General features: G+C 70.5%; 15 protein-coding genes and 1 tRNA gene. 9 read left to right on the top strand and 7 right to left on the bottom strand.

All coding sequences use genetic code 11. The features are described from left to right. Window positions 1-25 precede the first annotated feature (25 nt). Window positions 26-1,348 carry a DUF2254 domain-containing protein gene (locus VGO20_RS07385; RefSeq protein ID WP_327501668.1) on the bottom strand — a complete coding sequence of 441 codons (1,323 nt, stop codon included), beginning with the start codon at window positions 1,346-1,348 and terminating at the stop codon, window positions 26-28. Window positions 1,349-1,548: 200 nt separating this feature from the next. Between VGO20_RS07385 and modA the strand changes: the two genes are divergently transcribed. The 5 genes from modA to VGO20_RS07360 all read left to right on the top strand — a co-directional run bounded on the left by modA (window position 1,549) and on the right by VGO20_RS07360 (window position 5,008). Next, entirely contained in the window at window positions 1,549-2,343 is a 795-nt protein-coding gene (modA, locus tag VGO20_RS07380; RefSeq protein WP_327501667.1) for a molybdate ABC transporter substrate-binding protein, read from the top strand. A 20-nt stretch (window positions 2,344-2,363) separates the two neighbouring features. Continuing rightward, complete coding sequence (gene modB / locus VGO20_RS07375) at window positions 2,364-3,041, top strand: molybdate ABC transporter permease subunit (protein WP_327501666.1); 678 nt, start codon at window positions 2,364-2,366, stop codon at window positions 3,039-3,041. After that, the gene (locus tag VGO20_RS07370) at window positions 3,038-4,129 is read left to right on the top strand and encodes an ABC transporter ATP-binding protein (RefSeq protein WP_327501665.1); all 1,092 of its coding nucleotides are present in this window, start codon (window positions 3,038-3,040) and stop codon (window positions 4,127-4,129) included. The genes modB and VGO20_RS07370 overlap by 4 nt, the downstream gene beginning before the upstream one ends. Window positions 4,130-4,206: 77 nt before the next feature. Then, window positions 4,207-4,599, top strand: a complete 393-nt coding sequence (gene crcB, locus VGO20_RS07365; protein WP_327501664.1) for a fluoride efflux transporter CrcB — start codon at window positions 4,207-4,209, stop codon at window positions 4,597-4,599. A gap of 10 nt (window positions 4,600-4,609) precedes the next feature. Beyond that, complete coding sequence (locus VGO20_RS07360; protein ID WP_327501663.1) at window positions 4,610-5,008, top strand: fluoride efflux transporter FluC; 399 nt, start codon at window positions 4,610-4,612, stop codon at window positions 5,006-5,008. Window positions 5,009-5,030: 22 nt separating this feature from the next. Here the strand turns inward: VGO20_RS07360 and VGO20_RS07355 are convergent, their stop codons facing one another. The 4 genes from VGO20_RS07355 to VGO20_RS07340 all read right to left on the bottom strand — a co-directional run bounded on the left by VGO20_RS07355 (window position 5,031) and on the right by VGO20_RS07340 (window position 9,176). Next, complete coding sequence (locus tag VGO20_RS07355; RefSeq protein ID WP_327501662.1) at window positions 5,031-6,041, bottom strand: GIY-YIG nuclease family protein; 1,011 nt, start codon at window positions 6,039-6,041, stop codon at window positions 5,031-5,033. A gap of 2 nt (window positions 6,042-6,043) precedes the next feature. Continuing rightward, the gene (locus VGO20_RS07350; RefSeq protein WP_327501661.1) at window positions 6,044-7,714 is read right to left on the bottom strand and encodes an SWIM zinc finger family protein; all 1,671 of its coding nucleotides are present in this window, start codon (window positions 7,712-7,714) and stop codon (window positions 6,044-6,046) included. Between the two features lie 96 nt (window positions 7,715-7,810). Further along, a complete protein-coding gene (locus VGO20_RS07345; protein ID WP_327501660.1) occupies window positions 7,811-8,674 on the bottom strand; it encodes a hypothetical protein in 864 nt (287 codons plus the stop codon). 409 nt (window positions 8,675-9,083) lie between these two features. After that, a tRNA-Ser gene (locus VGO20_RS07340) sits at window positions 9,084-9,176 on the bottom strand. 139 nt (window positions 9,177-9,315) lie between these two features. Between VGO20_RS07340 and VGO20_RS07335 the strand changes: the two genes are divergently transcribed. Beyond that, window positions 9,316-9,603 (top strand): hypothetical protein, encoded by a 288-nt coding sequence (locus VGO20_RS07335; RefSeq protein WP_327501701.1) that lies wholly within the window; start codon window positions 9,316-9,318, stop codon window positions 9,601-9,603. A 30-nt stretch (window positions 9,604-9,633) separates the two neighbouring features. Here the strand turns inward: VGO20_RS07335 and VGO20_RS07330 are convergent, their stop codons facing one another. Beyond that, entirely contained in the window at window positions 9,634-10,050 is a 417-nt protein-coding gene (locus VGO20_RS07330) for a DUF1489 family protein (protein WP_327501659.1), read from the bottom strand. Next, entirely contained in the window at window positions 10,047-10,808 is a 762-nt protein-coding gene (locus tag VGO20_RS07325; RefSeq protein ID WP_327501658.1) for an alpha/beta hydrolase, read from the bottom strand. The genes VGO20_RS07330 and VGO20_RS07325 overlap by 4 nt, the downstream gene beginning before the upstream one ends. Window positions 10,809-10,854: 46 nt before the next feature. Between VGO20_RS07325 and VGO20_RS07320 the strand changes: the two genes are divergently transcribed. From VGO20_RS07320 to VGO20_RS07310, 3 genes are all read left to right on the top strand, one after another. Beyond that, window positions 10,855-12,096, top strand: coding sequence for a glycosyltransferase family 4 protein (locus VGO20_RS07320; protein WP_327501657.1), 1,242 nt, complete (start codon window positions 10,855-10,857; stop codon window positions 12,094-12,096). A gap of 85 nt (window positions 12,097-12,181) precedes the next feature. After that, window positions 12,182-12,430, top strand: a complete 249-nt coding sequence (locus tag VGO20_RS07315; RefSeq protein ID WP_327501656.1) for a FitA-like ribbon-helix-helix domain-containing protein — start codon at window positions 12,182-12,184, stop codon at window positions 12,428-12,430. Next, complete coding sequence (locus tag VGO20_RS07310; protein WP_327501655.1) at window positions 12,427-12,846, top strand: type II toxin-antitoxin system VapC family toxin; 420 nt, start codon at window positions 12,427-12,429, stop codon at window positions 12,844-12,846. Before VGO20_RS07315 ends, VGO20_RS07310 begins: the two co-directional genes overlap by 4 nt. Window positions 12,847-12,917: the final 71 nt, after the last annotated feature.

The following is a 12,917-nucleotide window of genomic DNA, read 5'->3' as shown; positions in this document are numbered from 1 at the left end:
AGGGGCGCGGCCGTGATCGCCGCACTCACGGCGTCCGCCGCAGCTTGTCCTCGACCGCGGCCCGGACCTCTTCGATGTCCGCGCGGTCCCGGGGCTCCTCCAGGCCGCGAAGCCCCGCCGCGGCGATCATTCCGGCATGGCGCAGGAGGGCGTCGCGCTGCTCCTCGACGCGCACGTGCTCGGCGAGGCGCCCGATCGCCCGCAGCAGGTGGATGACGACCGCCGGATAGGGGGCTCCGGCCTGCCGGATCTGGTGGAAGGCGGCGTCGAAGATCCCGCCGAACCCGGTGTAGTCGCCGACCACGCGGACCGTCCCCTCCTCGTCGCGATATGTGGTCGACGGCAGGCGCTTGCCCATGAGGCGCGCCAGCGCGCCCCGCAGGCGGTCGATCACGGCGATGGCGGTGTTGGGGTCGTTGATGCCCGGCGAGAGCGCGCGCAGGGCCACGTCCACGAGGTGCCGGATCGAGAACTCGATGTCCTGCGTCGGTGTACGGCGGGCGCCGATCAGGATGTTCTCCCGGATCGCCTCCTCGATCGCCGGGCACAGCGCGTGCGCGGGATGGACCTTCGCCAGCCAGCCCTCCTTGCACATGAACGTTCCCGCACGGAAGTCGAGACGGATCACGACGTCGTGCCGGGCCGCGAGCTCGGCGAGGTCCTCGTACTCGATCGCCTGCACGTAGCCCTCCTCGCGCGAGCGCACGGTGGCGGCGCATTCCGCCATGTCGCACGGCAGCACGTCTTCGGGAGCCGGTTCGCAGGACCGGCCGTCCAGGGCCGGGAGCATCCTCTCGATGCTGTCCTCCAGCTCGTCGGTCACGCGCTGGATGATCTGTTCCGCGATCGTCGACCGGGCGACGACGTGCAGGAACAGCAGCAGGGTCACGATGCAGACCAGCGCCAGGACCAGGCTCGCCGTGACCGAGACGTGGGGCACTTCGCTTGGCGGTATGTCCTGCTCGACCGTGCGCAGGATCAGCAGGCAGTAGACGATCGTCATCGCGAAGGTGCCGAGCGCCAGCTGCGTGCGCAGGTCCGACATGTACGTACGCACCAGGCGCGAGCCGTACTGGTTGGATGCCAGCGACAGCACGACCATGGTGATCGAGAACATCACGCTGGCCATCGTGATCAGCGCCGCGACGAGCGTCGAGAGCAGGTTGCGCGCGTCGTCGCCGCTGCCGCTGTTCAGCCACCACCTCTGCAGCGCCCAGCCGTCGTCGAGCGAGGCGTCGATCGCCACGGCGACTTCGCGCAGCACGACGGCCAGGACGGTCATGACCAGCGGGACGAACCACAGACTCGTCCGCAGCTTGTCCCAGATGTTGAATGCGCGGTCGAACATGCGGGTCCGGTTCCTCGGGGCGGTGGTTCTCGAACGTCTTCAGGCACGCGGTCCTCAAACGGATTGCCGGGCGCGACGGCTGCAACCGCGCGGCGGTCGCGTCGCAGACGTGCCGGTTGAGGCACTCCCTCGTCGTCGATATGTTCGACGGTACGGGCCGAGAGGCTGGGCCGGGAATGGGGGAGTGGATGCCAGAAGCCGTGACCGGCCGCCGCCGCGTGCTGCGGTCGCTTCTTCTCGGCGCGGTTCTGGTCGCCGGTCTCGCCGGTCCGGGACGCGCCGCCGAACGGCCGGTTGTCGCCGCCGCCTCCGACCTGCAGTTCGCCCTGGAGGAGATCGCGGACGCGTTCGCGGCCGAGACGGGCCTGTCGGTCGAGCTGGCATTCGGCTCGTCGGGGAACTTCGCCCGGCAGATCCGCCAGGGCGCGCCGTTCCAGATGTTCATGTCGGCGGACGAGGATTACGTCCTCGATCTCGCCCGCGACGGCCTCACCCGCGACGAGGGCGCGCTCTACGGCCTGGGGCGGATCGCCCTGGTGGTGCCGCACGGCTCGCCGCTGAAGGCGGACGCCTCGCTCGACGACCTGGAGGCGGCGCTCGCCGACGGGCGGCTGTCCCGCTTCGCCATCGCCAATCCCGAGCACGCGCCCTACGGCCGCCGGGCGGAGGAGGCGCTGCGCCACCGCGGCCTGTGGGAGGCGGTGGCGTCCAGGCTGGTGCTGGGCGAGAACGTCAGCCAGGCGGCGCAGTTCGCGACCTCCGGCAACGCGCAGGGCGGCATCGTCGCCTATTCCCTGGCCCTGTCGCGGCCCGTCTCGGCGCTCGGCACGTTCGCCCTGGTCCCGCAGGCGTGGCACTCGCCGCTGCGCCAGCGCATGGTGCTGCTGAACGGCGCGGGACATGCTGCGGAACGGTTCTTCGACTATGTCCGGCAGCCGGCGGCGCGCGCCGTCCTGCGCCGGTACGGCTTCGCCCTGCCGGGCGAGGCCGGCTGACCCGGCGGGGGGCCCGGCACGTGGACTGGACTGCGCTCTGGCTGTCGCTGCGGCTTGCGGGCCTCACCGTGCTGTTCCTGGTGCCGGTCGGGATCGCCGCGGGCCGGCTGCTGGCCTATCGCGACTTCCCGGGCAAGGGGCTGGCCGAGGCGCTGGTGGCGCTGCCGCTCGTGCTGCCGCCGACGGTGTTCGGCTACTACCTGCTCGTCGCCTTCGGCGCCGCATCGCCGCTCGGGCAGCTCTGGCAGTCGGTCTTCGGGCGGCCGCTCGTCTTCACGTTCGAGGGGCTGCTCGCGGCGTCGGTCCTCTTCAACCTGCCCTTCGCGATCCAGCCGATGCAGCGCGGCTTCGAGGCGATCGCGCCGGAGATCCGCGAGGCCGCCGCCTGCTGCGGCATGCCGCCCTGGCGCGCACTCCTGAAGGTCGAGCTGCCGCTCGCCTGGCCGGGCATCCTGACCGCCATGGTGCTGAGCTTCGCCCATACGCTGGGCGAGTTCGGCATCGTGCTGATGGTCGGCGGCTCGATCCCCGGCGAGACCCGGACCATCGCGATCGCGATCTACGACCGGGTGCAGGCCTTCGACGACGCGGCGGCGGCGCGGATGTCGGCGCTGCTGCTGGCGCTGTCGCTCGCGACCATCGCGCTGACCTACGCCTTCTCGCGCCGGGTCGGCCGGCGGCTGGGGTCGCCGCGATGAGCGGCCTCGAGGTCGAGTTGCGGCAGGAAGGGCCGATCCCGCTCGATGCGGCGTTCTCCTGCGCGCCGGGCGAGGTGCTGGCGCTGGTCGGCCCGTCGGGCAGCGGCAAGTCCACGATCCTGCGCGCGGTCGCGGGCACCTACCGGCCGGCCGGGGGCCGGGTCCGCGTGAACGGCGAGGTGTGGTTCGGCGGCGGCGTCCATCTGCCGCCCCACCGGCGCGCCGTCGGCATGGTGTTCCAGAGCTATGCCCTGTTCCCGCACATGACCGCGCTCGCGAACGTCGCCGCCGCGATGGCGCACGTACCCCCGCGCGAGCGCGACGCGCAGGCCCGCGCCGTGCTGGAGCGGGTCCATCTCGCCGGGCTGGAGGAGCGCCGCCCGGCCGAGCTGTCGGGCGGGCAGCAGCAGCGCGTCGCGGTCGCCCGGGCGCTTGCGCGCGCGCCGGCGGTGCTGCTGCTGGACGAGCCCTTCTCGGCCGTGGACAAGGCGACCCGCCAGCGCCTCTACCGCGAGATCGCGGAGCTGCGCCGGGGGCTCGACATGCCGGTCGTGCTGGTCACCCACGACCTCGACGAGGCGATGATGCTGGCCGACCGCATGGCGGTCCTGCACCGCGGCCGCACGCTCCAGGCGGGCACGCCCGAGGAGGTGACGACCCGGCCGGCCTCGGCCGAGGTCGCGCGCCTGGTCGACCTGCGCAACGTGTTCGAGGGCACGGTAGCGGCCCATCACGACGACGGGCGGCGGACGACGATCGCGTGGGCGGGGCTCGCGGTCGAGGCGGCCGGTCGGCCCGACATTCCCGTCGGCACCCGCCTGTCCTGGGTCGTCCCCGATGGCTTCGTCGTGCTCCACCGCCGCGACCGGCCGTCGCGCGGCGAGCACGAGAACCCGGTCCCGGGGAGGGTGGAGGCCGTCCTGGCGATCGGTCAGACGGCGCAGGTGACGCTCCGGCCGCATGGCGACCCGAGCCTGCCGCTCCATTTCTCGGTGCCGCTGCACGTGGCCCGGCGCAACGCGGTCGCGCCGGGCGTCGAAGCCGTCGTCTCCCTGCTCGCCGACGGCATCCACCTGATGCCGGGTTGATGCCAGGCTGATGCCGCCTACACCTGCCGCGCGCGATCTGGTAATGCTGCCGGCGGATCGGCGGCACGGAGAGCGGGATGCGGGACCTCTTCTGGCTCGCGCTGGGATGCGCCGCGGGCGGCATGGCGCGCCACTGGCTGGCCGGCGTGGTCGGCCGTGCCGCCGGTGGGGACTTCCCCTGGGGTACGCTGGCCGTGAACGCCGGCGGCGCGCTGGCGATCGGCGTCGTCGCCGGGCTGGCGGCCGCGGGCCATCCCTGGTTCTCCGACGCGGATGTCTGGCGTGTCGCCGTGATCGGCTTCCTCGGCAGCTACACGACGGTGTCGTCCTTCAGTCTGCAGACGTTGGCGCTCGCGCAGGCGGGGGACCGTCGCCGGGCCCTTGGGAACGTGGTGCTCTCCCTCGGCCTATGCCTGCCCGCCGCGGCCCTCGGCCTGCTGGCCGGGACCGGCCTCGCGGTCTGGACGTGACGGGGCGGGAATGGTGCGTCTGTACCTGGCGGTCGGGCTCGGCAGCGCGCTTGGCGGCGGTGCGCGCTGGCTCGCCTCGGACCTGCTGGCCGGCTGGCTGGGCACCGGGTCCCTCTTGGGGACCTTGTTCGTCAACGTCACCGGCTCCTGGCTGATCGGCCTCTACGCAGCGCTCGCCGCCCCGGGTGGGCGGTTCGCCGCCGGGCCACTGCAGCGGCATTTCATGATGGCCGGGGTCTGCGGCGGCTATACGACATTCTCGGTCTTCAGCCTGGAGACGGTCCGCCTTGTGGAGGCCGGCCGGCCCGGCATGGCGGCGGCCTATGTCGGCATGTCCGTGGCCGGATGGCTCGCCGCGGTCTGGGCCGGGTACGGGCTGGGGACGAGAGTGAATCGAGCCGGCGGGTAACGGCGGCGAGCGCGGCCTCGGCTCAGTTCCAGTCGCGTCTACGAGGGACGTTGCCCGACGGACCGGCCCCGCCCGATCCGATCTTCGGAAGCTTGTTGTAGCCGACCGCGGGGTCATTGGCCCGCAATGCAACGATGAACTCTCGCTCCTTCCGTCGCACCTCCTGATCCGACGCGGTATCCGACTCCCATAGGATCTCCCGGCGGATCGTCATGTCGCCTCGGGCCTCTCTCGTCCCGAAATCCGCTTCCAGGAGGTTTTTGTCAGGACTGCCGAAATAGGTGATCGAGTCGGTCAGGTCACTGCCGATATAGATCTTGCCGTTTGGCCAAGTGATTTTATAGATGACCTTGTAGGATTTCGGCTTTCTGCCGCCTGTACGTTCCAGCGGGTGCCGTGATGCTTCGGCATTGCTCCCGGACTGCTCGATGCAGCCGGACACCGCCCTACCGTCTCCCGTTTCCGGCAGGTCGACCGCGAAGCGCAGCCGCCCCGCGGCGTGGTCGTACAGCATCGTGTCCGGCACCATCGCCAGGAGGTCGTCGCGTGGCTTGAACTCGGCGATCCGCTTGTTGAACCGGATCGCTCCGCAGCCGGGCGTCGCGCAGTCCCGCTTGCCCTTGGGGCATTGGGAGTACGAGCAGAGCCGGCCGAGATAGCGGTCGCTGCCCGGCTCCAGCAGGAATGTGTCGACCTGATGCCCGACGATCCCGCTGCCGGTTCCAGCCATGGCCGCCTTGCGCAGCGCGGCATCGCGGGCGCGGCGCAACTCGCCGAGACGGTGCTGCGACTCGATCCACACCGCGAGGTCGAGGTCGCCGCACTCGTGCCAAAGCTCGATGCGCAGACGGCGGAACGGCTGGAAGCGCGGGATCTCCTTCCATAGCGGCTTGGCGACCGAGCCGATGACGGCGATCGCCCGCACCTCGGGGAAGGTCGCCCAGGCGTCGGCCACGACGTCGGCGGCGGCACGGAACGCGCGTTGGCGTCGCAGGAGGTATCGGTTCTGCTCTTCGATCTCGCAGGGATGCATGCCTAGGAATCGAGAAGCTTGATGAAATTGCGCTTGGCCTTGAATCGTGTTCTCAGTGCCGCAATGTGGGCCGCCTGTTCCGACGCCTCGCGGAGCCTGGACATGCGGACGATCAGTTGGCCGGCCTGCTGATACTTGTGGTTGCCGCCCGCGGAGACCAGCTCGTCGATCCGGGCTGCGTATACCGCCAATGCCTCGCGCGGGTGGGAGCCTTCGCTGGCCTCGGCGAGCGCGTCCTCCAGCGCCTTCGACGCGCCGTGGCGGTGCGCGACGGCCCATGCGTCGGCATACGCCGCTTCCTCCATCAGCACCCGGATCAGCAGGTCGGCGGGAAAGTGCCAGGCGGTCCGCGGGCCGGCACCGTCCAGCCGTTTCCTCAGCACCGCGACGGCGCGGTCCCGGGCCGCCTCGCCGCCCAGCCGGCGCAGCAGGCGGTACGACTCGAGGCTCGGCTGCCGCTCGAACAGGCGCCAGGCGAGGGCCCTGGCCTCGTCTCCGCGCCCTGCATCGGACAGGAGGCCGACAGTGAAGACCGTCAGACGTGCGTCGAGGACGGTGTCCTCGAACGCCCATAGCCCTTCCTCGGCCCAGCGGAGCGCTTCCTCCCCGCGCCCCTGGGACTGGCAGAACTCGGCCAGTTCCAGGTACCTGAACGGCGAGGACAGGTCCTTGGCGCGGATGGCGACGCGCGCGTCGACGTCGCCATCCCGCTCGGCGAAGAAGTCGAGGATTCTCGACAGCCGGTACCGCTTTCCGTATCCGCCGTCCTTGTCGCCGGCGGCCAATGGCGGGAAGGTCTTCCAGGCCGCTTCGGCGAGGCGGCGGTATTCCGAAAGCCCTTCCTCGCCCAGCACCTCGGCATATAGGAAGGCCGCGGCGTGGAAGGTGTCCTGGCTATCCTCCACCTCTCGTGCGAAGAGGTCGTGGGCCAAGGCCACCGGATCGGGACGGGCGGCGCGGCAGGCGTGGAGATGGACGTCGCGCGCCTGCAGCTGCAGGCCGCCGTACCGGCCGTCGGACCCGTCGACGCTTTCCATCATATCCTCGATCCGCGCCATGGCGTGCTCCGCGAGGCGCAGCGCCGAAGCCGCCCGGCCGTCGTCCACCAGCCCGGCGATCCGGTCGAGCACGGCGTGCGTCTTGTCCGCCCAGGCCCGTACCTCGCGATAGCCGATGTAGTAATCGGATAGGACGGCGTCGTCGATGGCGGCCAGGAAGCGGGCCTCGAGCACGTCGTCCTCGTCGCAGGCCGCTGCGGCGGCCATGTCCAGGCTGCGGAACAGGTCCGGATCCCGCCCTGCCTGTTCGAGGATCAGTTCGACCAGGGCGTCGACTCCCTTGCCGCACAGATGGCGGCGGATCCGGTCCGGCGTGTTCCCGGCTGTCGGCTCCTGCACGCCGGCCGCCAGGGCCGCCGCGACCAGGTGTTTGCAGAAGCCCCGGTCCTCGAAGGCGGGGCAGGAGCATGTGCCGTCGATGTCGGGACCCCACCCGGTCAGCTCGACCCTGTAGGGCTCCGAACCGGACACCTTCGCCAGCACGCGATCCTGCTCGACGGCAAGGAGTTGCACCCGCCCATCGCGGAGATAAGCCTCGCCGCGCGCGAATATGCTGTCGCCGGCCAGGTCTCGCAGAGCGTCGGCGTCGAAGCGGGGCTGTGCTCGGTCGGTCATGGCGGGGGCGTGCTGCGGCGGCGATCACTTACATTAGGCAAGCGCCCGGGCACTAGGCAAGCGCCCGGGCCGGCGCAATCAGCCTGCACGGCGCCGTCACGGCACCGCGAAACGAAGCATGCGGTCGTACAGCGCCGTCTTGCGGTAAAGCCGCGGCTGCCCCCAGTCCTGGTTGGCGACCCCCTGTCCTTCCTCCATCAGGCCGAACCAGTGAAGGTACCGCAGGACCCGCGCGCTGAAAGCCGCCGGCGGCAGCCGGGGGTGCGAGGGCTCCGTCAACTCCCTGATCGGCAGCGTGGTGCTGCGCAGGATCGCTTCGGCGGGCCGCCATTCCGCGCGGAACTGTCCGATCAGGAACAGGATCAGGGAAATCTGTGGCGCGAAGACCTCCGGCATGTCGAAGGCATCGAGATAGGCCGGATTGTAGCGAACGAAGGTAGTGCGGAACAGGGTCGCCTGCAACCGGCCAGCCTGTTCCTCCGCCAGAAGGTCTCGGCCCTTCCTGGTCGTCACGAGATAGCCCTTGTCCCTGCGGACGAGGCCGGACAGCTTGAGCACTGCATGGAGGTACCGGGCGGGAGGGAAGTCGCCTTCGTTGACCACTTTGCTGACGGCGCGGACCCCGGCGGGATCCAGGTCGCGCCATTGGAAGCGTTCCATCAGGATTGCCACGAACTCGCGGTTCAGGCGGCCCTTCCCGGTCAGCTTGGCGCGCCCGCGTTCCAGTTCCGCCAGCAGGATGCGGGCGTTGGGCAGCACGTCGGTGCCGGCTAGGTCGTCGAGGGCCAGATCTTCCCGTACGCGGCACGGGCCGGTACCGTCGAGATCGTCGTCCAGGAACGCCGACAGCTGCCGCGGGGTCAGTTGTACGCTGTGGGTCATGACATGTCGGAACCCGATCTGGCGGGCTTGCGCATCCTTTTGGGCCGCATTTCGGTTCGGCAGGCCGGCATGGCGCATTCTCCATCCGGATACCGTGTTTCGCAACCCGTCCGATGACAAGCTGGCGTGGTAAAGTCCCGACCGGCGGCTGACACCCGCATGGGCGCTCCATAGCAGACCGAATAGTCGGGACCAACTCCAGAGCGAGGAGGGGCGTGCGGCGAACCCCCGGGACCGCATCAACTCGGTCCAGCAAGGCGTCCGGTCGGGTTTCATCGACCTGACTTTGAAGCTCGGAGCCGCAGGGCTCGACAGTTACACGACGTACCGTGAATTCAAGACACCCAGAGGGCGTTCCCTGTCCGAGCCGTCGAGCCTGGGCAGGGTGCCTTCAGAAAAAAGACATGCGTGGAAAGCGTATGTGGGGTGCCTGGAAGGTGGGCATCAACCCGCTGAAATGCAGCGCTTTCCAGTCGGTGCGTGTGGTTGGCGGAGGGGATGGGATTCGAACCCACGATACCGCTCATCACGGTATACCCGCTTTCCAGGCGAGCGCCTTCAACCACTCGGCCACCCCTCCCCGCGCAGGAGCGGCACCATAATCAGGCGGGCGCGCCAATTCAAGGACGTTCGCGCGGCCGCGAGCGGGCTTGTGCGCGGTCCCGTCCGCGGGCATGCTCGGGCTCGCGCGAACCGACGGAAGGACCTCCCCCTTGATCGTGCTCCGTGTGATCGGCGGTCTGCTGTTGCTGCTGGCTGCGGCCGCCCTCGGTTGGGACGTCTACCGCTATGCCGTCGGCGGCCCGTTCCGCCTGTCGGCGGGGGGCGAGCTGTGGTACGCGCTCCATCCCGGCAGCCTCAACCTCGTGCAGGCCGGCATCCAGCGCAATCTCTGGCCGGAGCTGTGGGACCCCGGGCTGGTCACCGTCCTGCTGTGGCCGGCCGCGGCGGTCCTCGGCGTGCTGGGCCTCGTCCTGTTCCTGCTCGGCGCGCGCCGCCGCCGCTGACCCGCGTCATCTGACCTGCACGCCGATGACCTAGAGAATGCCGAGGCGCCGCAACTCGTCCGCAAGCGCGTCCGGCAGGTCGTCCCCGCCGGCCCGGCGGTCCGCCGGGGCCGCTTCTGCCTTGAGGTAGCGCCAGCCCTGGAACGGCCGATGGGGCCGGCGCCCGACCTCGACCAGCTCCGGGTCGAGCAGGAGCTTGCAGCCGCGCCCCTCCTCGTCCGGCTCGACGGCGACGATGTCGAGCAGGCGCTGGCGCACCGTCAGCACGCCCTTGACGATCCAGTACAGCGACCCGCCATCCAGCAGTTCGGCCGCGCGCACGGGCGTGCTCCGGGTCAGGTGGAACACCTCGCCGTGCTTCTCCAGGCGGGCGGCCTGGTAGGCGCGCATGGTGTCGATGCTCTCGGCGCCGACGGCGAGCTTGATCAGGTGGATCGTCGCACTCATGAGGCCAGGAGTTCCGCCACCGTCGCGAACAGGAGTTCCAGGTCCTGCGGCCGCGACAGCCGGTGGTCGCCGTCCTTGACCAGCGTCACGCGCACGTCCTCGGCGGCGATGCGCCCGGCGATGCGTTCGGCCGTTCGCCACGGCACGTCCGGGTCGCGCATGCCCTGCAGCAGCCGGACCGGGCAGGTCAGCGCGACCGTGTCGCGCAGCAGCAGATGCCGGCGCCCGTCCTCGATCAGCGCCCGGGTGTAGACATAGGGCTCGCCGTAGTCGGACGGCTCCCGGATCTCGCCGTCCTCCATCATCCGGCGGCGGCGCGCCTCGTCGAGCCCGGCCCAGATCAGGTCCTCGGTGAAGTCCGGGGCCGCCGCGATGCCGACCAGGCCATGCACCCTCTGCGGCCGGGCGAGTGCGGCCAGCAGCATGATCCAGCCGCCCATGGACGAGCCGACCAGCACCTGCGGCCCTTCCGTCAGCCGGTCGATCGCGTCGATCGCGTCCTCGGCCCAGGCGCCGATCGTCCCGTCCTCGAACCGGCCGGAGGACGCGCCGTGGCCGCGGTAGTCGAAGCGCAGGAAGGCATGGCCCCGCTCGCGGCAGAAGCGCTCGAGTTCCGTCGCCTTGGTGCCGGTCATGTCGGACTTGTAGCCGCCCAGGAAGACGACGCCGGGGCTGCGGCCTGCGGTGCGGTTGAACGCTATGGTGACGTCGCCGCGGATCAGAGTATTCTCGCCCGCTTTTCGCCGGTCCGTGCTCATTCGGGACGACCTTCCACTATCCAAGATCCATATCGACGGGGCATGCATGAACGGGGCTGCGAACCATACCACGGCGGGTCCGTCCGGCAACCCGGCCGGCTCGGCCGCCTCGGCCTCCCCCCGACAGTCCTCCCCGGTCGTCCTCCAGGTGCTGCCCAGCCTGGTCACCGGCGGCGCCGAGCGCGGCGCCATCGACGTCGCGGTGGCGCTGGCGCAGGCGGGCGGCACGCCCATCGTCGCCTCGGCCGGCGGCCCGATGGTGCGCGAGCTCGACCGCTGGGGCATCCGCCACGTCGCCCTGCCGCTCGCGTCCAAGAACCCGCTGGTGATGCGCCGGAACGCCGGCCGCCTCGCCGAGCTGATCGGCGAGACCGGCGCCCGGATCGTGCACGCCCGCTCCCGCGCGCCGGCCTGGAGCGCGCTGTTCGCCGCCCGGCGCACGGGGGCCCGCTTCATGACGACCTTCCACGCGCCCTACAATTTCGACGGCCGCCTCAAGCGCCTCTACAATTCGGTGATGGCGCGCGGCGAGCGCGTGATCGCGATCTCGGAGTTCATCCGCGCCCACATCCTGGAGAACTACGACACGGACCCCGCCGCGATCCGCGTCATCCACCGCGGCATCGACGTCGACCTGTTCTCGCCCGAGCGCGTCAGCCAGGAGCGCCTGATCCAGCTCGCCCGCGCCTGGGGCGTTCCGGATGACCGGCACGTTGTGATGCTGCCGGGGCGCCTGACGCGCTGGAAGGGACAGCTCGTCCTGGTCGAGGCGCTGGCCCGCCTCGGCCGGCGCGATATCTGCTGCCTGCTGGTCGGCTCCGACCAGGGGCGCACGGGCTACCGGCGCGAGATCGAGGAGGCGGTCGCCCGCCACGACCTGGGGGGCGTCGTGCGCATCGTCGACCACTGCAGCGACATGCCCGCCGCCTATCTGCTGGCCGACGTCGTCGTCAACGCGTCGAGCGACCCCGAGGCGTTCGGCCGCGTCATCGTGGAGGCCCAGGCGATGGGCAAGCCGGTGATCGTCTCCAACCACGGGGCGGTGCGCGAGACGGTGCTGGCCGGCGAGACCGGCTGGGTCGTGCCCCCCGGCGACCCGGCGGCGCTCGCGGCGGCGCTGGACGAGGCGCTGTCGCTCGATGCCGGCGCGCGCGATGCGCTGGCCGCGCAGGCCCGCGCCTTCGTGACCGGGCGCTTCACGCGCGAGCGGATGTGCCGCGACACCCTCGCCGTCTACGCGGAGCTGCTGGCCGGCGAGGCCACGCCACCACCGAACCGGCTGGCGTAGGGGCCGCCCGTCACGTTGATGGGCATCGGCTTTCGTGATAGCATGATATCATATCACATCATATCATGTCACGTCCGAGGCGCCCATGGCTCAGTTGCTCGTCCGCAACCTCGAAGACGACGTGAAGGCGAAGCTCCAGCGCCGAGCCCGCCGTCACGGTCGCAGTACCGAGGAAGAAGTCCGGGACATACTCCGCAACGCGGTCAAGGATGAGAACGGTCCGCGACCCGGTCTCGGTTCGCGGTTGGCTGCTCGATTTGCGGGGATCGGTCTCGCCGAGGACGTTCCGGAACTGCGGGGGCAGCCTCCGCGGCCTGCCGATTTCACGTCATGATGATTCTGGATACCAACGTTCTCTCGGCGTTGATGCGGGAATCCCCCGATCAAGCCGTCGCAGCATGGCTGGACGGCCTGCCGTCCGAATCCGTATGGACCACGTCGGTCACCGTGTTCGAAATCCGCCTGGGCATCGAGCTGCTGGCCGAGGGGCGCAGGCGCAGGCTGTTGGAAGAGGCTTTCACCCGATCCCTCGAAGCGGATCTGGAGGGGCGGGTGCTTCCCTTGGACGATATGGCCGCGCAAGCGGCTGGTGTCATTGCGGCCGAGCAGCGCCGCGCCGGGCGTCCGGTCGAGATTCGCGACGTGCAGATTGCCGGGATCGCCATGGCCCGCAGGGCGACTCTCGCCACGCGGAACATCAGACATTTCGATGCCCTGGGTCTTACCCTCGTCGATCCCTGGTCGCATTGACCGGTCTTCACGAGGTTCCGATGAGGCCCCGGGCCCCGCGGCCCGATTCGGCTGAGGCGGTCCGCCGCGCT

It is taken from the genome of Arenibaculum sp., from assembly GCF_035998295.1.
Classification (GTDB): Bacteria; Pseudomonadota; Alphaproteobacteria; order Azospirillales; family Azospirillaceae; genus DASYHS01.
Note: the sequence above shows the minus strand (reverse complement) of the source record. Positions and strands in the feature narration are given on the sequence as shown.